Origin of the sequence: Conexibacter sp. CPCC 205762 (genome assembly GCF_030646155.1) — a bacterium.
GTDB lineage: Bacteria > Actinomycetota > Thermoleophilia > Solirubrobacterales > Solirubrobacteraceae > Conexibacter.
Genome location: NZ_JAUTDN010000007.1, coordinates 90,273 through 110,312, shown reverse-complemented (window position 1 = coordinate 110,312; position 20,040 = coordinate 90,273). Strand labels below are relative to the sequence as shown.

The window sequence follows — 20,040 nt, the reverse complement described above, 5'->3', positions numbered from 1 at the left end:
TCACGGCAGCGGGGGCCGCCCCTGTCTTTTCGCCGCGACCCTGCCCTGGGAGGGCAGGGTGCTCAGTTGCGCGGCACGCCGATCGAGAAGGCGGCGACCGCGGGCGCGCCGGGGCCGGCGAGCCGCAGCGACTCGCCGCTGACGAGCGCGTTCGTCGGGGCCGTCATCGGCTCGAAGCAGATCACCGGCTCACTCAGCGGCGCGTAGACCTGCGCGGCCGCGAAGCCCTGCTCGAACGTGACCTCGATGCGGCGGCCGTCATCGGGATCGGAGACGGCGAAGACGGCCCCGTCGGCGACCCCGACGTAGGCGTCGTCGAAGGCGCGGTCGCCGAGCGGCGTGACGGTCGCCGGCTGCGACTGGGCGGCGCCGGTCGGGATCGAGCGCTCGTCGAGCGCGAGGTGCGAGCAGGCCGGCAGCTCGACGACCCAGTGCTCGCGCGGGATGCCCGGCAGCGTCAGGTACGGATGGAAGCCGTAGGCAAGCGGGACGGGGCAGTCGCCGGTCGGCGTGACCGTGCTCGTGATCCGCAGTATGCGGCCCTCCAGCGCGATGTCGAGCCGCAGCTCGTGCGGGAAGGGGAAGCTCGCCAGCAGCTCGGGGTGGGCGCCGAAGTCGAAGGTCGCGCTGAAGGCGGCGCCCTCCTGCTCGCTGACGCTCCACTCGGGCCGGCCGGCGAGCAGGCCGTGGATCGCCAGCCCGTTGGGGTCGCGGTGCAGGCCGGCGGCGCCGTCGCGCAGCGCGATCGTGTTGCCGGCGACGGCGATCTCGTCGCGATCGAGCCGGTTGGCCCACGGGTGCAGCAGCGGGATCCCCATCGTTCTCGCCTCGCGCGCGTAGCTGGCGAGGCCGTGGCGCTGCCCGAGCAGCTCGTCGTCGCCGTCGCGCAGCGAGACGCCGACCATCCCGGCGCCGGGCGCGAAGACGGCGGTGAGCCCGTCGCCGCCGTCGAGCCGCACTGCGGCGTAGCCGTCGATCTCCGTCGTCTCGATCACCTCGCACATGCTCGCAGGAAGGCCCGCTGGAAGTTCGGTGTCCTCCCGCGACCTCGCGTCGCCGTCAGAGTGACGGCGCGGCGTCGTGCAGCGGCGTCGCGCGCACCCGCGTGCCGCTCGGCGCGTGCACGAGCGGCCCCTCACCGGCGCGCACGAGCCCGATCCCGTCGAAGGCGAGCGCGCTCGTGACCTCGCCGGCGGGCACGCGCTCGCGCGGCGGCGGGTCGTCCGCTCCCTGCTCCGCGCGCGACGCCTCCTCCCGCTCGAGCGTGTCGCCGGCGGCGAGCAGCGCGTGATCGGCGTGAAGGCGGCAGAGGCAGCGATGGACGGTGCCGGAGCGCTGCTGCCGCAGGACGGTCTGCAGGCCGGGGTAGAGCCCCTTGTCGGTCGCGACCGTGGCGGGACCGAGCCCCAGCTCGGCCGGCAGCGAGCGCTCGCCCGCGTCGGCGCCGTAGGCGATCCGCCCGCGCGCGATCCGCAGGCCCTCCCAGCCGGCGCCGTCGAGCGATGTCGCGCCCGCCGCCGCGAGCGCCGCCGTGAGCCGCTCGACGCGGTCGGCTCGCACGATCAGGTCGACCCCCGCCCAGCTGCGCACGACCCGCACCGGCATGCCGGCGAGCGTCAGCGGCGCATGGGCGTGCTCGGGGCCGCGCGCGATCGCATCGGCCGCCGCCGCGTCGCGCAGGCTCGCGGCCGCGGATGCGTGCGCCGCGCCGTCCGCATCCGCCGCGTCGCCCGCGCCCGCGAGCCCGGCGAGCAGCGCCGCCACCTCCTCCGCCTCCCCGGCGAGCGTGACGAGCCCCTGCTGCAGCGTCAGCTTGTGGAGCGTCATCTGCCAGCCGACGCGGCCGTTCCAGAGCCCGCGGAAGAGCCCCTCCAGCGCCGGCCGCTCGCACTGCAGCAGCCAGCCGCGCTCCGCCCGCAGCACCCGCGCGAGCGCGCGCACCTGCCCTCTCGGCGCCAGCAGCGCCGTCGCGCTGCCACCGCCGACCGGGAGCCGCGACAGGTCTGCGCTCAGCAGCGCCTGCAGGCAGCCGTACGCGTCGGGCCCGGAGAGCGCCAGCTTGCCCGCGTCGGAACGATCGATCCACTGCACCATGCCGGACACGTTCTCACTTCAAGCAGCCTTGAAGTCAAGGCCGACCAAAGATCCATCTTTGATTCAAAGATGACTCGTACAGAATTCACCTATGCCGTGGGTAGACCCCGACGCTCCGGCACCGTAGATTCATTCGCGTGGAGGGTGAAGCGCCAAGGCGGCGCGTGCGTTTGATAGTCGCATCGTCCGGGATGGTCTCTCGGATGGAGTTCGAGTCTCCCGCCCTCCGCCATAGTTGCTGCCCGGCGGCCGATGAAGGGGTGCCACGATCATGCGCCTGCGGAATAGCCTGCCGCCTCGCTTCCGACGGCCGCCGGTCACAGCAGCAGTTGCATCCGCAGCACACACCGCTAGAGTTCGAACTGCGACTATCAAACGCGCCCGGGCTAACCACCCGCGCTCGACCCGCTCCACGGAGCGGGTCGATGTCGTTAAGTGGTGGTTCCGGCCGCCGGGCGAGGCGGGATGATGGCGGGCATGTCTCTTCCCGAGCCCGGCATCTACCGTCACTTCAAGGGCAACGACTACGAGCTGCTGCAGCTCGCGCGTCACTCCGAGACGGAGGAGTGGATGGTCGTCTACCGGCCGCTGGCGAGACCGGAGTCGGTCTGGGTGCGGCCGCTGGCGATGTGGAGCGAGCAGGTCGCGGGGCCGGACGGGCCGGTCGAGCGCTTCCGCCGCACCGGACCCGCCTGACACGCCGGCCACGCCCGGTGCCGGCCTACGCGACCCCGTCGAGGCAGATGTACTTCAGCTCCATGAAGTCCTCCAGCCCGTGGCGCGATCCCTCGCGGCCGAGACCGGACTGCTTGACGCCGCCGAACGGCGCGCCCTCGTAGGAGATCGCGCCGGTGTTGATGCCGACGACGCCGAACTCCAGCGCCTCGCCCACGCGCCAGACGCGGCCCGAGTCGCGCGTGTAGAGGTAGGCGGCGAGGCCGGACTCGGTCGCGTTCGCCAGCGCGATCGCCTCCTGCTCGGTCTCGAAGCGGAAGACCGGCGCGACCGGGCCGAAGGTCTCCTCGACGGCGATCCTCATCTCGCCGGTCGCGCCGCTCAGCACGGTCGGCTGGAAGAAGGTGCCGCCGAGCGCATGGCGCGCCCCGCCGGTCTCGACGACGGCGCCGTGCGCGACCGCGTCGGCGACGTGGTCCTCGACCTTCGCGAGCGCGCGCGCGTCGATCAGCGGCCCCTGCTCGGCACCGGCGTCGAAGCCGTTGGCGACTGTCAGCTCGGCGGTCGCCTCCGCGAACCGCCGAACGAACGCGTCGTGGATCCCCGCCTGCACGAGCACGCGGTTGGCGCAGACGCAGGTCTGGCCGGCGTTGCGGAACTTGGAGGCGATCGCGCCCGCGACGGCGGCGTCGAGGTCGGCGTCGTCGAAGACGATGAAGGGGGCGTTGCCGCCCAGCTCCAGCGAGACCTTCTTGACCGTGTCGCTCGCCTGGCGCATCAGCAGGCGGCCGACCGGCGTCGAGCCGGTGAAGGTCAGCTTGCGCACGGTCGGGCTCGTCGCCAGCTCGTGACCGACCTCCTCGGCCGGCCCGGTGACGACGTTCAGCACGCCGGCGGGAATCCCGGCCCGCGCGGCCAGCTCGGCCATCGCGAGCGCCGACAGCGGTGTCGAGGGAGCGGGCTTGACGACGATCGTGCAGCCGGCGCCCAGAGCGGGCGCGACCTTGCGGGCGATCATCGCCATCGGGAAGTTCCACGGCGTGATCGCGGCGCAGACGCCGACCGGCTGACGGATCGCGAACAGGCGGCGGCTGCCGTCGTTGGTCGGGATCACGTCGCCGTAGGCGCGCTTGCCCTCCTCCGCGTACCACTCGACGAAGCCGGCGCCGTAGAGGATCTCGCCGCGCGCCTCGGCCAGCGGCTTGCCCTGCTCGGCCGTCAGCAGCACGGCGAGGTCGTCGGCGTGCGCGACGATCAGGTCGTACCAGCGCCGCATGATGCCGGCGCGCTCCTTCGCGGTCAGCCCCGACCAGGCAGGCAGCGCCGCCGCCGCGGCGTCGACCGCGCGCTGCGCGTCGAAGCGCGTGCCCTCGGCGACGTCGGCGAGCGACGCGCCCGTCGCCGGGTCGATCACCGGCGCCGTCTCGCCGCCGCTGCCGTCACTCCACGTGCCGCCGACATAGAGCTGCGTGCGCAGCAGCGCGGGGTCGGACAGACGGGCAAGCGCAGAGGTGGCGGCGGCAGTCATGGAGCGGTTCTCCTTGTGTCACGATGCGGACGGACGTTCGCGATGCGTACTAGACGCCGTCCAAGGCGTGTGCAAAGGTTCGCATACCGCGCATTTGACCGCAATGCGAACATCGACTGACGGACGTTGAGATGACCGCCACCACTCCCGCACTCGACGAGCTGGACCGCCGCTACGTCTTCCATCCCTTCACCGCCCCGGGCGCGCACGAGCGCGACGGCGGGCCGGCGATGATCGTCTCCGGCAAGGGCTCGACGCTGACCGCCGCCGACGGCCGCACCTACCTCGACGCGATGGCCGGCCTCTGGTGCGTCAACGTCGGCTACGGCCGCCCGGAGCTGGCCGAGACACTGCGCGAGCAGGCGCTGAAGCTGCCCTACTACCACGGCTTCTCGCACATGGCGACCGACACGCCGGCGCTGCTGGCGGAGCGGATCATCGGCCTGACCGGCGACCTCGGCATGCAGAAGGTCTTCTTCGGCTCCTCCGGCTCCGACGCCAACGACACGCAGATGAAGCTCGTCTGGCACTACAACAACCTGCTCGGGCGACCCGAGAAGAAGAAGATCATCGCCCGCCACCGCGGCTACCACGGCGTCACGATCGCCTCCGCCAGCCTCACCGGCCTGCCGGCGATGCACGCCCAGTTCGACCTGCCGCTGCCGCAGGTCAGACACGTCACGCCACCGTACTCGCTGTGGGAGCGCGAGCCGGGCGAGGACGACGCCGCCTTCGTCGCCCGCCTGGCGGCCGACCTGGAGGCGAGAATCGTCGCCGAAGGGCCGGAGACGGTCGCCGCCTTCATCGCCGAGCCGGTCCAGGCGGCCGGCGGCGTGCTGCCGCCCCCGGACGGCTACTTCCCCGCGATCCAGGCGGTCCTGCGCAGGTACGACGTGCTGCTGATCGCCGACGAGGTCGTCTCCGGCTTCGGCCGCCTCGGCGGCTGGTTCGGCAGCCACGTGCTCGGGATCGAGCCCGACCTGATGACGATCGCAAAGGGCGTCACCTCCGCCTACGTGCCGCTCTCCGGCGTGCTCGTCGGCAGCAAGGTGTGGGAGACGCTCGCCGACGACGGCGGCGCCTTCCAGCACGGCTACACCTACAGCGCCCATCCGCTCGCGGCCGCCGCCGCGCTGACGAACCTCGACATCGTCGAGAACGAGCAGCTGGTCGAGCAGGTCGCGCGCCGCGGCGAGCGCCTGCGCAGCGAGCTGAACGCCGCCTTCGCCGACCACGAGCTGGTCGGCGAGGTGCGCGGGATCGGGCTCGTCGCGGCGCTGGAGTTCGTCGCCGAGCGGGGCGAGCGGCCGGTCCGCTTCGACCCGGCGCTGACGGTCGGCGCGCGCATCACGCGCGCCTGCCTGGAGCGCGGCATGATCACGCGCGCGCTGCCGGCCGCCGACACGATCTCCTTCTCGCCGCCGTTCGTCGTCACCGACGACGAGATCGACACGATCGTCGCGGTCGCGCGCGAGGCGGTCGACCAGGTCGCCGGCGAGCTGGCGCGCGAGACCGCCTGAGCGCGATGCGGCTGGGGCTCGTCGTCAACCCGATCGCCGGCATGGGCGGGCGCGTCGGGCTGAAGGGAACCGACGGGCCCGAGCTGCTGCGCCGCGCGCTGGAGCGCGGCGCGACCCCGGCCGCGCCGGCCCGCGCGGCGCGCGCGCTGGAACGGATCGAGCAGCGGCTCGGCGGCGCGGTGCAGCTGCTGCAGCACGACGGGCCCGACAGCCCGGCCGGCACGCGCGCCGCCGCTCGCGCGCTCGCGCAGGCGCGTGTCGATCTGCTGCTGTTCGCCGGCGGCGACGGCACCGCGCGCGACCTGCTGGCGGCCCTGCAGGAGCTGCCGCAGGAGCAGCGCCCGCCGCTGCTCGGGATCCCGGCCGGCGTGAAGATGCACTCGGCCTGCTTCGCCGCGACGCCGGAGGCCGCCGGCGAGGTCGCGGCGGCGTTCCTGCGCGACGGCGCCCGCGCCCGCACGATCGAGGCGGAGATCGCCGACCGCGCGGAGCGCGACAACGACGACGCGACGACACGCCGCCGCGGCCCGGCCGCCATCGCCCGCCATGACGCCGACGCGCCCGGCCGCCACGCGAGCGACGTCGTCCTCCACGGCACCGTCCGCGTCCCGCTAGCGCCCGCGAGCGTGCTCGGCCGCAAAGGCGGGCGCGCGCCCGCGAGCGACGCCGCGCTCGCCGGCGCCTGCGCCCGCATCGCGGACGAGCTGCGCACCGCCCCGCCCGGGACGCTGACGCTCGTCGGCCCCGGCACGACGACCGCGCGCGTCCTGCGCGAGCTGGAGCTCGACGCCACCCCGCTCGGCGTCGACGTCGTGCGCGACGGCGCGCTGGTCGCCCGCGACGCCTCCGAGCAGGAGCTGCTGGCGCTGCTCGACGCGCACGCCGCCTGCGTCGCCGCTGCGCTCGCGCACGACGCCGCCGCGCCGCTGCCGGCCGGCCCGCGACTGCTGCTCGGCGTCGTCGGCGGCCAGGGCGCGCTGCTCGGGCGCGGCAACCAGCAGCTGTCGCCCGCGGTGCTGCGGCGGATCCCGCGCGAGGCGATCACCGTCGTCGCCGACCGCGCCAAGCTGCTCGCGCTCGATCCGCTGCTGCTGCACGTCGACACCGGCGACCCACGACTCGACCAAGACCTCGGCGGCCACCTCCGCGTCCGCGTCGGACCGCGCGAGAGCCTGCTCGCCGAGATCGCTGCCTGATGGAGGCACCCGCACCGTGACCCGCACCGCCCACCCGTACATGGCCAACTCGGCGCCGGCGCTGCGCCAGGAGCTGCTCGATGCCGTCGGCGTCAGCGACCCGGACGCGCTGTTCGAGCAGATCCCGGCCGATCACCGCACGCGGCACGCCTTTCAGCTCCCGCCCGCGCTGCGCTCCGAGGCGCAGCTCCAGCGCCACCTGCGCACGACGCTCGCGGCGAACGTCTCGTGCGAGGCGAACCTGTCGTTCCTCGGCGGCGGCGTCTGGCAGCACTACGTGCCGGCCGTCTGCGACGAGATCGCGCAGCGGACCGAGTTCGTCACCTCCGAGTGGGGCACGCCGGCCTCCGACCTCGGCCGCAACCAGGCGTGGTTCGAGTTCGCCTCGCAGCTCGGCGAGCTGCTGCAGCTCGACTTCGCCGGCCTGCCGGTCTACTCGTGGGGCTGCGCCGCCGGCCACGCGATCCGCATGGCGGCGCGCATCAGCGGCCGCCGCGAGGTGCTCGTGCCGGCGACGCTCGACCGCGAGCGGCTCGCCGTCATCCGCTCCTACTGCGCGCCGCCGCAGATGGCCGACCACATCGCGATCGTCGAGGTCGCGACCGAGCCGGAGACGGACGCGCTGCGGCTCGCCGACCTGGAGGCGAAGCTGTCGAGCCGCACCGCCGCCGTCTACGTCGAGACGCCGACCGGGCTCGGCGCGCTGGAGCCCAACGGCGCCGAGATCGCGCGGCTCGCGCGCGCCGCCGGTGCGGAGACGATCGCCGGCGTCGACCCGCTCAGCCTCGGCGTGATCGCGCCGCCCGGCGCCTGGGGCGCCGACATCGCGGTCGGCCCGACGCAGCCGCTCGGGATCCACATGAACTGCGGCGGCGGCGTCGGCGGCTTCATCGCCACACGCGACGAGGAGCGCTACGCGCGCCAGTACCCGACGCTGCAGGTCAGCATCGCGCCGACGCGCGTGCCCGGCGAGCGCGGCTTCGCGATGACGCTGTTCGAGCAGTCCTCCTACGGCCGCCGCGAGGAGGGCAACGACTGGACCGGCAACTCGGTCTACCTGTGGGCGATCGTCAACGCCGTCTACATGTCGCTGCTCGGCCCACAGGGCTTCGCCGACCTCGGCACGACGATCCTGCGCCGCTCGCACGACGCCGCCCGCCGGATCGGCGCGCTGCCCGGCGTCGAGATCCGCTTCCCCCACTTCTTCAAGGAGTTCGTCGTGAGCTTCGACGGCACCGGCAGAACCGTCGCCGAGGTCAACGCCGCGCTGCTGGAGCGCGGGATCTTCGGCGGCGCCGACCTCTCCGCCGACCACCCGCAGCTCGGCCAGAGCGCGCTGTACTGCGTGACCGAGGTGCACGCGCGCGAGGACGTCGAGCGGCTCGTCGCCGCGCTGGCGGAGGTGACGGCGTGAGCTTCCCGAGATTCCAGGCGGCCGCGTGGGACGAGCCGCTGGTGCTGGAGCTGGGCCGACCCGGCCGCCGCGCGCAGCTGGCGCCCGAGGTGGAGGACGAGGTCGCGCTCCCGCTCGCCGACCTGCTGCCCGCCGGCGTCGCGCGCGAGCAGGCGCCCGCGCTCCCCGAGCTGTCCGAGTTCGAGGTCCAGCGCCACTACCTCCACCTCTCGCAGATGACGCTCGGGATGATGGGCGTCAACCTCTTCGGCACGTGCACGATGAAGTACAACGCGCGCGTCAACGAGCTGATCGCGGCGCGGCCCGAGCTGGCCGAGATCCACCCCGGGCAGCCGTTGCAGACGCTCCAGGGCGTGCTGAGAATCGTCCACGCGTTCGAGCAGATCCTCTGCGAGCTGAGCGGGATGGACCGCTTCGTCTTCCAGGCCGGCGGCGGCGCCGACGCCGCCTACACGCACGCGTGCGTGACGCGCGCCTACCACGCCGCGCGCGGCGAGCTGGAGCAGCGCACCGAGGTGATCACGACGATCCAGACGCACCCGTGCAACGCCGCGACCGCGGCTGCCGCCGGCTTCGACGTGATCACGCTTCCGCTCGGCCCCGACGGCTACCCGACGCTCGCCTCGCTGGAGGCGGCGGTGTCGGACAGAACGGCCGCGCTGATGGTCGGCAACCCGGACGACATGGGGATCTACAACCCCGAGATCAAGCGCTGGATCGAGCTGGTCCACGAGGCCGGCGGGCTCGCCTTCTACGACAACGCCAACTTCAACGGCGTGATGAGCCGGATCCGCGGCCGCGAGCTGGGCTTCGACGCCTGCATGTACATGCTGCACAAGACCTTCGGCGCGCCGAAGGGCGGCGGCGGGCCGGCCGTCGGCGCCTACGGCTGCTCGGCGGAGCTGGAGCCGTTCCTGCCGCGGCCTCTGGTCACGCGCGACGACGCGACGGGGTCGTACGGCCTGGAGACGGCCGCAGAGGCGCCGCAGTCGATCGGCAAGGTGCGCGAGTTCTGGGGCAACGTGCCGGTCGTCGTGAAGGCCTACGCGTGGACGCGCGCGCTCGGCGCCGAGGGGATCCGCGACGCCGCCGACCTCTCGGTCCTCGCCAACAACTACATGGACACGCGCCTGGCGCAGGTGAGAGGCGTCGCGCGCTCGAACCCGCAGGTGACGCAGCACCGCCTGGAGATGACGCGCTGGTCGCTGGCGCAGGTGCTGGAGGAGACCGGCGTCGACGTCCACGACATCTCCAACCGAATGGTCGACTACGGCGTCGACGCGCCGTGGCTCGCGCACGAGCCGTGGCTGGTGCCGGAGCCGGTCACGCCGGAACCGGGCGAGCTGTGGTCCAAGGAGGACGTCGACACCTGGATCGACGTGCTCGAACGCGTGATCGAGGAGGCGTACGCCGACCCCGACCTCGTCAAGACCGCTCCCCACAGCCACCCGATCGCGCAGGTCGACGCGTCACGCGTGGACGCCCCCTCTCAGTGGGCGACGACCTGGCGCGCGGCGGTGCGGAAGGGCGTGGTGCCGGGCGGGCCGCGCGGCGCGGCGGGCGCGGAGGCGCCGGCGTGAGCGCGCCGGTCGCGATCGTCGGCGCCGGCTCGATCGGCGTCGCCTGGGCGCTCGTCTTCGCCCGCGCCGGCCATCCGGTCGCGCTGCACGACCCCGACCCGGGCCGGCTCGCGGCCGCTCCGCGCGAGCTGGACGAGCGGCTCGCGAGACTGCGTGCGCACGGCCTGCTCGACGAGCCGGTGCAGACGGTCGCGGCGCGCGTGCGCACGAGCGGGGACCTCGCCGACGCGCTCGCCGGCGCCGTCCACGTGCAGGAGTGCGCGCCGGAGCGGGTCGAGCTGAAGCGGGAGCTGTTCGAGCGGCTCGACATGCTGGCCGACGCCGGCGCGACGCTCGCCTCCTCCTCCTCCGCGCTGCCGGCCTCGTGCTTCGCCGCCGAGCTGCCCGGCCGCGCGCGTGTGCTGATCGCCCACCCCGGCAACCCGCCGTACCTGCTGCCGGTGGTCGAGCTGGTGCCGGCGCCGTTCACCGCGGCAGCGACGGTCGACCGCTGCGAGGCGCTGATGGCGGGCGCCGGGATGGCGCCGGTGCGGGTCGCGGCCGAGGTCGAGGGCTTCCTCTTCAACCGTCTCCAGGGCGCGGTCCTGCGCGAGGCCTACGCGCTCGTGCGCGACGGCGTCGCGACGGCGGAGGAGATCGACCGCGTGATGCGCGACGGCCTCGGCCGCCGCTGGGCGCTGATCGGCCCGTTCGAGACGGTCGACCTCAACACCCGCGGCGGGATCGTCTCGCACGCGGAGAAGATGGGCCCGGCGTACGCGCGCATGGGCGCCGAGCGCGGCCAGGACGATCCGTGGACGCCGGCGCTGGTCGCGCGGGTCGACGCCGAGCGGCGCGAGCGGCTGCCGCTGGAGCAGTGGGAGCGCCGCGTCGCCTGGCGCGACGAGGCGCTGATGACGCTGGAGCGCGCGCGGCGGGAGCTGGACGCGTGAGCAGGCGCGACGAGGCGCCCGCGAACGGCGACGCCCCCGCGGGTGACGACGCCGCCGCCGCCCGCCCGCGCGACTTCGTCCAGTCGGTCGAGCGGGCGCTCGCGATCATCCGCGCCTTCGGCCCGCAGACGCCGGCGCTGACCGCCTCCGAGATCGCCACCAGCACCGGCCTCACGCGCGCCGCCGCCCGCCGCTTCCTGCTGACGCTGGTCGAGCTGGGCTACGTGCGCAGCGACGGCCGTCTCTTCAGCCTCACGCCGCGCGTGCTGGAGCTGGGCTACGCCTTCCTCTCCAGCCTGTCGCTGCCGGAGGTCGCGCTGCCGCTGCTGGAGCAGCTCGTGCGCGAGTCGCAGGAGTCGAGCGAGGGCGCGATCCTCGACGGCGACGAGATCGTCTACGTCGTGCGCGTCGCCGGCCCGGCGATCATGAACGCGACCGTGCCGATCGGCTCGCGGATGCCGGCGGCGGCGACCGCGCTCGGCCGCGCGCTGCTCGCCGGCCTGCCCGACGAGCAGCTCGACGCCTACCTCGCGCAGGTGACGCTGCGGCGCTTCCTGCCGAACACGATCGTGGATCGCGATGCGCTGCGCGCCGAGCTGCTGCGCGTGCGCGCGCAGGGCTACGCGCTGGTCGACCAGGAGCTGGAGGAGGGTCTGCTGGCGATCGCCGTGCCGGTCTGCGACCGCTCCGGCGCGACGGTCGCGGCGATTAACCTCTCGACCCACGTCGCGCGCCGCACCGTCGGCGAGGCGCGCGAGCTGCTGCTGCCGGCGCTCAGACGCGCGGCGGCGGGGATCGAGGCGGGGCTGACGCGCTGAGCGCGTCAGCGCGAGCTGACGCGCAGGTCTCTCGCGCGGCGGCGGTAGGCCTCCGGCAGCGAGCGCTGGATCTCGGCGGCGGTCGCCTGCGTCGCCGGCAGGAACTCCTCCTGCATCTTCTCCAGCGAGACGCGCGGGCTCGGGCAGCAGACGTTGAGAGCGGCGACGACGGCGTCGCCCTGGTCCCTGATCGGGACCGACAGCGAGCGGAAGCCGATCTCGTACTCCTGGTCGACAATCGACCAGCCCTTCTCGCGCACCGCGACGACGTCGTCGCGCAGCTTCGCGCGCGACATCACCGTGTGGTCGGTGTATCTGACGGGGCGGAACTCGTCCAGCCAGCGGTCGAGCTCGTCGTCGCTCATCGCCGCCAGCAGCACGCGGCCGGTCGACATCGTGAAGGCCGGCAGCGTCGAGCCGACGTCGAGGTCGACCGAGACGACGCGCGACGCCGACGCTCTCGCGATGTAGACGCACAGGTCGCCGTCGAGCACGGCCGCGAGGCAGGTCTCGCCCAGCTCGGCCGAGAGGTCCTCCATAGGCGGCTCGGCGATCTCCGCGAAGCTCAGCGAGGAGAGCGCGGAGAAGCCCAGCTCGAGGATCTTCGGGCGCAGGCGGAAGTACTTGCCGTCGGTCTCCGCGTAGCCCTCGCGCACGAGCGTGAGCAGGAAGCGGCGGGCGGCGGCGCGGTTCATGTCGGCGCGCTGGGCGACCTCGGACAGCGTCATCGACGGGCGCGACCTGCTGAAGGCGCGGATCACGCTGAGACCGCGCGCGAGCGACGCGACGTAGTCGCGATCGGTCCCCTCCGGTTCAACGTCAGCGGCGGCCACGGTGGCGGGGAACTGTAGCGGCGGGCACGGGCATCGGGGGGCGCTCCTGCGGCATGGACGACACTGACGGAATGTGCAATCGTTCGGTGGTCGCACCGAATGATCGCTATGCGAACACTCTACAGCTTCACCCGACCGCCCAGGAGCCGCTGACGTGCGCATCCGCAGCCGCGGCCTCGGCGCCCCCGCCGACGAGGTCGAGATCACCTTCGCGGGCCGCCCGCTGCGCGCCCGCGCGACCGACACCGTCGCCTCCGCGCTGACCGCCGCCGGCGAGCTGGCCTGCCGCGAGACGCTCGACGGCGACCAGCGCGGCCTCTTCTGCGGCATGGGCGTCTGCCAGGAGTGCCTCGTCGCGATCGACGGCGAGCCCGGTCAGCGCGCCTGCATGACCCCGGTGCGGGCCGGCATGACGGTCGATCGCCAGCCGGCGCGGCCCGATCTCGCCTCGCTCGCGGCCGCGCACGGCGCGCGCGACGCCGCCGGCGCGACCGCTTCCGACGCCGGCGCGCCGCCCTCCCCGCTGAGCGTCATCCCCCCGCGGCCGAAGCAGCAGCCGCGCGAGCTGGCCTGCGAGCTGCTCGTCGTCGGCGGCGGCCCGGCGGGGCTCGCGGCGGCGGTCGCGGCGGCCGAGGCGGGCATCTCGGTGGTGCTCGCGGACGAGCGGCCCAAGCCCGGCGGCCAGTATTACAAGCAGCCGCCCGAGGCGCTCGTCGACGACGCCTCCAAGCTCGACCCGCAGTACCGCTCCGGCCGTTCGCTGATCGCACGGGCGCGCGCAGCCGGCGTCGACCTGCGCAGCGGCCTGCAGGTCTGGGGCGCACCGAGCCGCGACGAGCTGCTGGCGACCGACGCCGACGGCGAGATCACGCTGCGCCCGCGCGCGCTGATCCTCGCGACCGGCGCCTACGAGCGCGGCGTGCCGCTGCCCGGCTGGACGCTGCCGGGCGTGATGAGCACCGGCGCCGCGCAGACGCTGCTGCGCGCCTACCAGGTCTCCCCGGGCACGCGCGTGCTCGTCTCCGGCAACGGCCCGCTCAACATGCAGGTCGCCGCCGAGCTGGTGAAGGGCGGGGCGAAGGTCGTCGCGCTCGCCGAGCTGGCGAGATTGACCGACCCGCGCCGGCTGCCGGCGGTCGCCAGGATGGCCGCCGCCGCGCCCGACCTGATCCTCCAGGGGGCCGGCTACGGCGCCGCGCTCGCGCGCGCCCGCGTGCCGGTCCTGCACGGCCGCGCGCTGATCCGCGCCGAGGGCGACGGCCGCGTGCAGCGCGCGACGGTCGCGAAGATCGCCGCCGACGGCACGCCGGTCGCGGGCAGCGAGAAGAGCTACGAGGTCGACGCCGTCTGCGTCGGCTTCGGCTTCCTGCCCTCCAACGAGCTGGCGCGCTCGCTCGGCGCCGCCCACCGCTTCGACGCGGTCGCCGGCGGCTTCGCCGTCGACCGCCACGGCGACGGCCGCACCTCCGTCGAGGACCTCTGGGTCGTCGGCGACGGCGGCGGCATCGGGGGCGCGCGCGTCGCCCAGGCCGCCGGCCTGCTCGCCGGCCTCGACGCCGCCCGCAGCCTCGGCCGCACGCTCGGGTCCGTCCAAGCCCAGGAGGAGGCGAGCGCCCGCCGCGACCACGCCCGCGCGCGCCGCTTCCAGCACGCGCTCTGGAGCGCCTACGCGGCGCCGCGCCTGGTCGACCAGCTGGCCGAGCCGCAGACGCCGATCTGCCGCTGCGAGAACGTGCCGCTGAGCGCGGTGCAGGAGGCCTTCGCCAGCGGCATCGGCCACATCGGCGCCGTCAAGCGCGTCACGCGCGCCGGCATGGGCGGCTGCCAGGGCCGCTACTGCGGCGGCCTGCTGGCCGAGGTCGGCGCCCGCGCCGCCGGCCGCGAGCTGGACGAGCACGACCTGTTCGCCCCCAGCGCCCCCTTCAAGCCGCTCCCGATCGACGCGATCGCCGAGCGCCCGTAGCGCCTCTCGTTAACGACCTCGCGCCGCCCGGAGGAGTGGGGCGGCGCGAGGGCGCGTCGGGGGGACAACGAGCCGACGGTCAGGGCGCGGGAGCGGTCTCCGATCTCGCGCCGATGCCGAACAGCAGCGAGCGCGAGCGGCGGACCGTCGCCTGCGTCTGCAGGTGGCGCCCGGCGCGTCTCTCCAGGCGCCGCCAGCCGAACGTCACCAGCGTCACGATCGCCAGGTAGATCAGCGCGGCGGCCGTGTAGAACTCGAACGGCAGCTGGTAGAATTGCGCCCACCGCTGGCTCTCGCGCAGCAGCTCGGTGACGCCGATCGCCGACAGGATCGAGGTGTCCTTGATGATGTCGACGAAGACGTTGCCCATCGCCGGCAGCGTGATCTGCGTGACCTGCGGCAGGTGGATGCGGAAGAACCACGTCCGCCGCGGCAGGCCGCAGGCCATCGCGGCCTCCTTCTGCCCCGTCGGCACGGCCTCGTAGCCAGCGCGGAAGATCTCCGCCAGGTAGGCAGAGTTGAGCAGCGACAGCGCGAGGATGCCGGCCGGGATCGGCTGGAACTGGAAGCCGCCAGCGGAGGCGAGGCCGAAGAACATCCACAGCAGCAGCACGTACAGGGCGATGCCGCGCAGGAACTGGATCAGCAGGAAGCCGCCCCAGGCGATCGGGCGCGATCTCGACTGGCGCATGCCGGCCAGCAGCAGGCCGCCGACGATCGCCAGCGCGAACGAGACGACCGCGATCAGGGCCATGTTGCCGATGCCCTTCAGCAGCTCGCTGCGCATCTCCCAGACGGGCCCGAAGTCGAGCGCCGCAAACAGCGTCGTCATCGACGCACTCCCTTCGACAGACGGCGCTCGACGAGCCCGGAGCCGATCGCGGCGACGAGCGTCACGGCGATCACGAGCACGGCGGCGGCGGTGTACAGCTCGAACGGCTTGAACTCGTTCACCGCGACGAGCTTGGCCGCGTAGAACATGTCGGCGAGGCCGATGACCGACAGCAGCGTCGCGCCCTTCAGCAGCATCACGAAGGTGTTCATCGCGGGCGGGATCGCGGTCCGCAGCGCCTGCGGCAGGATCACGACGCGGAACGCCTGCGCGCGTGAGAGGCCGATCGCCGCGGCCGACTCGAACTGGCCGGTCGGCACCGCCGACAGCGCCGAGCGGTAGATCTCGGCCATGTAGCCGGAGCCGGTGAGGCCGAGCGACAGCATGCCGGCGATGAAGGCGGTGAGGCTGAACAGCCCCTCCTGCGCGGCGGCGTAGTAGAGCCAGAAGATCACGATCAGCAGCGGCACGCCGCGCGCGAGCGCGATCCACATCGTCGCCGGGATCCGCAGCAGCGGTGTGCGCGAGCGGCCGGCGAGCGCGAGCGGCAGGCCGAGCACCGCGGCGAGCGCGAAGCCGCAGGCGGCGACCTCGACGGTCAGCAGCAGGCCGCGCAGCAGCTCGCCGCTGTGCTCGCTGACGACCGAGTAGTCGAAGGCGAAGGGCAACACGGCGATCACCCGTGGTTGATCGAGCGCAGGAACGTCTGCGTGCGCTCGTGCTGCGGCGCCTTGAACTGCTCCGGCGTCCCCTCTTCGACGATCGCGCCTCTGTCCATGAAGATGACGCGGTCGGCGACCTCCATCGCGAAGCGCATCTCGTGCGTCACGACCATCATCGTCATGCCGCCCTCGGCCAGCTCGCGCATGATCGCGAGGATGCCGTTGACGAGCTCGGGGTCGAGCGCGGAGGTCGCCTCGTCGAACAGCATCAGCTTCGGGTCCAGCGCCAGCGCCCGCGCGATCGCGACACGCTGCTTCTGCCCGCCCGACAGTCTCTCCGGGTAGGCGTCGGCCTTCTCGGCCATGCCGACTCTCGTCAGCTCGGCGAGCGCGCGCTCGTTCGCCTGCGCGCGGCTGAGGCCGCAGGTCTTGCGACAGCCGAGCGCGACGTTCTCGCGCACGGTCAGGTGCGGGAAGACGTTGAACTGCTGGAAGACCATCCCGATCTCCGAGCGCAGTCGCGTCAGCCGCTTCTCCTCGCTCATCCCGAGCGCGGGCACCCAGCGGTGGTCGGTCGGCGGCTTGTACTCGGCGCCGTCGAAGACGATCGTGCCGGTGCTCGGCGGGGCGATGAAGTTGACGCAGCGCAGCAGCGTCGACTTGCCCGAGCCGGACGGCCCGATCACACAGACGACCTCGCCTCTGCGGACCTGCAGGTCCGTCGGCTGGAGCACGGTCGTCGTGCCGAACTGCTTGGTCACCTGCTGGAGCTCCAGCAGCGACGAGGTCGTCGTGGCACTCATCAGGCGTAGGCGGCAGCCAGGTAGGGGTCCTTGACCGGCGCGGACTTGACGCCGTATCTCTCGATCTCGCTGGCGACGAACTGCTGCCACAGGCCGGCGAGCGTCAGGTCGCTCGCCTTCTGCTGCAGGAAGGTCGTCACGAACTGCGCGAGCGCGAAGTCGCCCTGCGGCAGGAAGTACGTGTTCCAGGCGGTCGCGACCGGTCTCTCCTGGATCAGCTCCAGACCTCTCGCGCGCGCGTCGCCGACGGCGTAGTCGCCGATGAAGAGCGCGTCCGAGCGGCCGGTCGTGACGTCGGAGGTGGCCGCGACGTCGTCGGGCAGCTCTTTGCGCTTGGCCTTCGGGAACAGCAGCTTGGCGGTGCCGACCTGGGCCGAGCCGGCCAGCAGCGCGATCGTGACCGAGGAGTCGTTGAGGTCCTCGACGTTGCTGACGTTCAGGCCTCTGCGCTTGAACAGGTAGGTGCCCTCGAGGAAGGCGGGGGCGGCGGCGAAGCCGACCTGGAGCGCGCGCTCGGCGGTATTGACGACCGGGATGCCGGTGAGGTCGAAGCGACCGGCCGACTGCGCCGCGATCAGCTCCTGGAAGGGAACCTCGACCCACTCGGGCTCGGCGCCGAGCGCCGCCGCGAGCAGCTTCGAGACCTCGATCGAATAGCCGGTCGGCTCCTTCGTCTTCGGGTCGCGGTACTGCAGCGGCTTGAAGGAGAGGTCGACGCCGAAGCGGACCTTTCTGTCCTTCTTGATGCGGTCGAGCACGCTCGAGCTCGACCCGCCCTTGCTGCTGCCGGTGTCAGCCGAGCTGTCATCGCTGCTCGTGAGCCCGCAGCCGGTCGCGGCGCCCGCCGCGAGGATGCCCGCGCTGGCCAGCAGCATCCGCCGGCGACTGGCCGACTTCGGCGCGTCGATCGGAGCACTCTGGTCGTGATCCACTGCTCTCTCCTGCTTCCGGTTCCGTAGTGACGGCGATGTCGATGTTCGCATATCGCGCGACGGGGCGCAATGCGAACGAAATGGAGTTGTCAGTTAAAACCGCGAGGGGTGATACGGAGAGAGGTCGAAGCGGGGCTCGCGCCCACGCGCCAGATCGGCCAGCAGCTCGCCCATGATCGGCCCGGCGGAGAAGCCGAGATAGGGGAACGTGCCGACGACCAGACCCGGTGCGACCTCGTCCAGCGCCGCGACGATCGGGGTCTCGTCGGGGACGCCGTTGTTGACGCCGACCCACGTCCGCAGCAGTCGCGCGGCGCCGACGGCGGGCACGACCCGGCGGGCGACGGCGAGGTTGCGACGGACGCCGTGGAGGTCGACGGTCAATCTGCCGGTTCCGGGATGAACGGTAGCGGGCCAGCCGCCGCCGATCAGCAGCGAGCCGATCCGCGCCTGCTTCAGCGTCAGTCTGTCGCCGGCGAAGTAGACGAGGTGCGGCACCAGCGGCGCGACCGCCTCGGTCACGTTGACCTGCATCGGATGGCCCTCGATCGGCAGCTCGATCCCGAGCATGCGCGCGAGCGGCGCGGTCGCCGCGCCGGCGCACAGGACCAGCTTCGGGGAGCGGAAGCGACCGCGCGTCGTCGTCAGCTCGAAGCCGTCGCGGGTCCGTTCGATCGCCGTCACCTCGGCGTTGCGGACGATGCGGGCGCCGGCCCGCTCGGCCGCGGCGGCGAACGCCGGCGTCGCCAGCAGCGGGTTCGCCTTGCCCTCGATCGGGCACAGCTCGCCGCCGACCATCTCGTCGGCGACGTACGGCGCGACCGCGCGCAGCGCGGCGCGGTCGAGCAGCTGCGAGGCGACGCCGTGCTCGTTCTCCAGCGCCACCTTTCTTTCGATCAGCCGCAGCTGTCTTTCGTCTGACGCGACCAGCAGCCCGCCGCCCAGTCTCAGCTCGACGTCGACGCCCAGCTCCCTGTCGAGGCCCTTCCAGATCTCGACCGACGCCTCCAGCAGTCTCAGCGTCGGCGCCCAGCGACGCGCCCACTCCCAGCCGAAGTCGCGGAAGGGGGTGAACTGGATCTGCCCGTGCATCGAGCCGGCGTTGGCGCCGGAGGCCTGCGTGCCGAGGTCGAAGCGCTCGAGCAGGACGGTCTCGACGCCGGCCTGGGCGAGCCGGTAGGCGGTCGCGGCGCCGGCGATCCCGCCGCCGACCACGAGGACCTGTGTCTGATCAGAAGGTGCGGTTCTCACGGTGAGGGCGTATCGTAGGCGAAGTTCGCAGTTCGCACGTTCGTTCGCAGAGGAGACCATGCCGGAGTTTCGCGGGAGCTACACCGTCACGATCACGCCCTTCACCGAGGACGGCTCGTCCGTCGACCTCGACGCGATGAAGCGCTTCATCGACTGGCAGCTGGAAGAGGGCGTTCCCGGGCTGATCGTCTTCGGCACGACCGGCGAGTTCCTGTCGGTCAGCGACGACGAGCGGACCGCGCTCGTCGAGACGACCGTCAAGCACGTCGACGGGCGCGTCCCGGTGCTGGTCGGCGCCGCCAACACGCACACGCCCAACGCCGTCCGCTACGCCCGCGAGGCGCAGACGCTGGGCGCCGACGGCCTGATGATCTCGCCGCCGTACTACGTGACGCCGACCGAGGACGAGATCGCCGACTACTACGGCGCGATCTGCGACGCGGTCGAGCTGCCGATCATGCTCTACAACAACCCGTACACGACGAACGTCGACATGAAGGCGTCGCTCGTCGCGAGACTCACGCGGGACCACGAGCAGATCCGCTACATCAAGGAGGCGTCGACCGACGTCGCCCGCGTCTTCGACGTGATCGAGGCGACCGAGGGCGTCATGAACGTCTTCGCCGGCGAGCGGATCGTCGAGTCCTATCTGCTCGGCGCGATCGGCTACGTCAACCCGTTCGGGAACTACACGCCGCGCCCCTCGCGCGTGATCTGCGACCTGATGGCCGAGGGCCGCGTCGAGGAGGCGAAGCAGATCGAGAGACTGCTCGACACGATCGACCACGTGCTGCAGGAGGGCCATCCGCTCTACGGCTACCAGTGCTACTCGAAGGCGCTCGCGGCCGCCGTCGGCTACCCGGTCGGCGACGTGCGGGCGCCGCTGAAGACGTTCAGATCGCTCGGCGCCGAGGGCACCGAGAAGCTGGCGAAGCTGACCGCCGTGATCGACCAGCTCGACGCGCTCACCGCGCGCATCGAGTCGGCGACCGCGGCGGTCTGACCTC

General features: G+C 73.0%; 18 protein-coding genes and 1 tRNA gene. 10 read left to right on the top strand and 9 right to left on the bottom strand.

The annotated features are described in order from the left end of the window. Nucleotides 1–62: 62 nt before the first annotated feature. Nucleotides 63–995: an aldose 1-epimerase gene (locus tag Q7L73_RS09245; RefSeq protein ID WP_304689028.1), complete on the bottom strand. Its 933-nt coding sequence runs from the start codon at nucleotides 993–995 to the stop codon at nucleotides 63–65. A 64-nt stretch (nucleotides 996–1,059) separates the two neighbouring features. Next, nucleotides 1,060–2,094, bottom strand: coding sequence for a hypothetical protein (locus Q7L73_RS09240; RefSeq protein ID WP_304689025.1), 1,035 nt, complete (start codon nucleotides 2,092–2,094; stop codon nucleotides 1,060–1,062). 139 nt (nucleotides 2,095–2,233) lie between these two features. Here Q7L73_RS09240 and Q7L73_RS09235 point away from each other — a divergent pair. Beyond that, nucleotides 2,234–2,326 (top strand) — tRNA-Ile (locus Q7L73_RS09235). Between the two features lie 245 nt (nucleotides 2,327–2,571). Continuing rightward, nucleotides 2,572–2,790, top strand: coding sequence for a DUF1653 domain-containing protein (locus Q7L73_RS09230; protein ID WP_304689023.1), 219 nt, complete (start codon nucleotides 2,572–2,574; stop codon nucleotides 2,788–2,790). Nucleotides 2,791–2,815: 25 nt separating this feature from the next. Here the strand turns inward: Q7L73_RS09230 and Q7L73_RS09225 are convergent, their stop codons facing one another. Then, nucleotides 2,816–4,297, bottom strand: coding sequence for an NAD-dependent succinate-semialdehyde dehydrogenase (locus Q7L73_RS09225; RefSeq protein WP_304689016.1), 1,482 nt, complete (start codon nucleotides 4,295–4,297; stop codon nucleotides 2,816–2,818). A 131-nt stretch (nucleotides 4,298–4,428) separates the two neighbouring features. On the opposite strand from Q7L73_RS09225, the gene Q7L73_RS09220 reads away from it, so the two are divergent. The 6 genes from Q7L73_RS09220 to Q7L73_RS09195 are packed head-to-tail and all read left to right on the top strand — an operon-like array spanning nucleotide 4,429 to nucleotide 11,757. After that, entirely contained in the window at nucleotides 4,429–5,817 is a 1,389-nt protein-coding gene (locus Q7L73_RS09220) for an aminotransferase (RefSeq protein ID WP_304689009.1), read from the top strand. A gap of 5 nt (nucleotides 5,818–5,822) precedes the next feature. Further along, nucleotides 5,823–7,013 carry an ATP-NAD kinase family protein gene (locus tag Q7L73_RS09215; RefSeq protein ID WP_304689007.1) on the top strand — a complete coding sequence of 397 codons (1,191 nt, stop codon included), beginning with the start codon at nucleotides 5,823–5,825 and terminating at the stop codon, nucleotides 7,011–7,013. Nucleotides 7,014–7,029: 16 nt separating this feature from the next. Then, nucleotides 7,030–8,427: an aminomethyl-transferring glycine dehydrogenase subunit GcvPA gene (gcvPA, locus tag Q7L73_RS09210; RefSeq protein WP_304689001.1), complete on the top strand. Its 1,398-nt coding sequence runs from the start codon at nucleotides 7,030–7,032 to the stop codon at nucleotides 8,425–8,427. Continuing rightward, nucleotides 8,424–10,007 (top strand): aminomethyl-transferring glycine dehydrogenase subunit GcvPB, encoded by a 1,584-nt coding sequence (gene gcvPB, locus Q7L73_RS09205; protein ID WP_304688996.1) that lies wholly within the window; start codon nucleotides 8,424–8,426, stop codon nucleotides 10,005–10,007. Before gcvPA ends, gcvPB begins: the two co-directional genes overlap by 4 nt. After that, the gene (locus Q7L73_RS09200; protein WP_304688992.1) at nucleotides 10,004–10,939 is read left to right on the top strand and encodes a 3-hydroxyacyl-CoA dehydrogenase; all 936 of its coding nucleotides are present in this window, start codon (nucleotides 10,004–10,006) and stop codon (nucleotides 10,937–10,939) included. The genes gcvPB and Q7L73_RS09200 overlap by 4 nt, the downstream gene beginning before the upstream one ends. Next, entirely contained in the window at nucleotides 10,936–11,757 is an 822-nt protein-coding gene (locus tag Q7L73_RS09195; protein WP_304688985.1) for an IclR family transcriptional regulator C-terminal domain-containing protein, read from the top strand. Before Q7L73_RS09200 ends, Q7L73_RS09195 begins: the two co-directional genes overlap by 4 nt. 5 nt (nucleotides 11,758–11,762) lie before the next feature. Here Q7L73_RS09195 and Q7L73_RS09190 read toward each other — a convergent pair whose 3' ends face one another. Then, nucleotides 11,763–12,590 carry an IclR family transcriptional regulator C-terminal domain-containing protein gene (locus Q7L73_RS09190; protein ID WP_304688980.1) on the bottom strand — a complete coding sequence of 276 codons (828 nt, stop codon included), beginning with the start codon at nucleotides 12,588–12,590 and terminating at the stop codon, nucleotides 11,763–11,765. Nucleotides 12,591–12,744: 154 nt separating this feature from the next. On the opposite strand from Q7L73_RS09190, the gene Q7L73_RS09185 reads away from it, so the two are divergent. Then, a complete protein-coding gene (locus Q7L73_RS09185; protein ID WP_304688974.1) occupies nucleotides 12,745–14,553 on the top strand; it encodes an FAD-dependent oxidoreductase in 1,809 nt (602 codons plus the stop codon). A gap of 79 nt (nucleotides 14,554–14,632) precedes the next feature. Here the strand turns inward: Q7L73_RS09185 and Q7L73_RS09180 are convergent, their stop codons facing one another. The 5 genes from Q7L73_RS09180 to Q7L73_RS09160 all read right to left on the bottom strand — a co-directional run bounded on the left by Q7L73_RS09180 (nucleotide 14,633) and on the right by Q7L73_RS09160 (nucleotide 19,033). Further along, on the bottom strand, nucleotides 14,633–15,385 hold the full coding sequence (locus Q7L73_RS09180) for an amino acid ABC transporter permease (protein ID WP_304688972.1): 753 nt from the start codon (nucleotides 15,383–15,385) through the stop codon (nucleotides 14,633–14,635). Then, entirely contained in the window at nucleotides 15,382–16,065 is a 684-nt protein-coding gene (locus Q7L73_RS09175; RefSeq protein WP_304688970.1) for an amino acid ABC transporter permease, read from the bottom strand. The genes Q7L73_RS09180 and Q7L73_RS09175 overlap by 4 nt, the downstream gene beginning before the upstream one ends. Continuing rightward, complete coding sequence (locus tag Q7L73_RS09170; RefSeq protein WP_304688967.1) at nucleotides 16,062–16,850, bottom strand: amino acid ABC transporter ATP-binding protein; 789 nt, start codon at nucleotides 16,848–16,850, stop codon at nucleotides 16,062–16,064. The genes Q7L73_RS09175 and Q7L73_RS09170 overlap by 4 nt, the downstream gene beginning before the upstream one ends. Next, complete coding sequence (locus Q7L73_RS09165) at nucleotides 16,850–17,782, bottom strand: ABC transporter substrate-binding protein (RefSeq protein ID WP_304688965.1); 933 nt, start codon at nucleotides 17,780–17,782, stop codon at nucleotides 16,850–16,852. The genes Q7L73_RS09170 and Q7L73_RS09165 overlap by 1 nt, the downstream gene beginning before the upstream one ends. A 93-nt stretch (nucleotides 17,783–17,875) precedes the next feature. Continuing rightward, nucleotides 17,876–19,033, bottom strand: a complete 1,158-nt coding sequence (locus Q7L73_RS09160; protein ID WP_304688963.1) for an FAD-binding oxidoreductase — start codon at nucleotides 19,031–19,033, stop codon at nucleotides 17,876–17,878. 58 nt (nucleotides 19,034–19,091) lie between these two features. On the opposite strand from Q7L73_RS09160, the gene Q7L73_RS09155 reads away from it, so the two are divergent. Then, the gene (locus tag Q7L73_RS09155; protein WP_304688960.1) at nucleotides 19,092–20,036 is read left to right on the top strand and encodes a dihydrodipicolinate synthase family protein; all 945 of its coding nucleotides are present in this window, start codon (nucleotides 19,092–19,094) and stop codon (nucleotides 20,034–20,036) included. Nucleotides 20,037–20,040: the final 4 nt, after the last annotated feature.

Coding starts and splice junctions, on each gene's coding strand:
- Q7L73_RS09240 (WP_304689025.1), bottom strand. CDS start 2,094: ATGGTGCAGTGGATCGATCGTTCCGACGCGGGCAAGCTGGCGCTCTCC.
- Q7L73_RS09230 (WP_304689023.1), top strand. CDS start 2,572: ATGTCTCTTCCCGAGCCCGGCATCTACCGTCACTTCAAGGGCAACGAC.
- Q7L73_RS09225 (WP_304689016.1), bottom strand. CDS start 4,297: ATGACTGCCGCCGCCACCTCTGCGCTTGCCCGTCTGTCCGACCCCGCG.
- Q7L73_RS09220 (WP_304689009.1), top strand. CDS start 4,429: ATGACCGCCACCACTCCCGCACTCGACGAGCTGGACCGCCGCTACGTC.
- Q7L73_RS09215 (WP_304689007.1), top strand. CDS start 5,823: ATGCGGCTGGGGCTCGTCGTCAACCCGATCGCCGGCATGGGCGGGCGC.
- Q7L73_RS09180 (WP_304688972.1), bottom strand. CDS start 15,385: ATGACGACGCTGTTTGCGGCGCTCGACTTCGGGCCCGTCTGGGAGATG.
- Q7L73_RS09170 (WP_304688967.1), bottom strand. CDS start 16,850: ATGAGTGCCACGACGACCTCGTCGCTGCTGGAGCTCCAGCAGGTGACC.
- Q7L73_RS09155 (WP_304688960.1), top strand. CDS start 19,092: ATGCCGGAGTTTCGCGGGAGCTACACCGTCACGATCACGCCCTTCACC.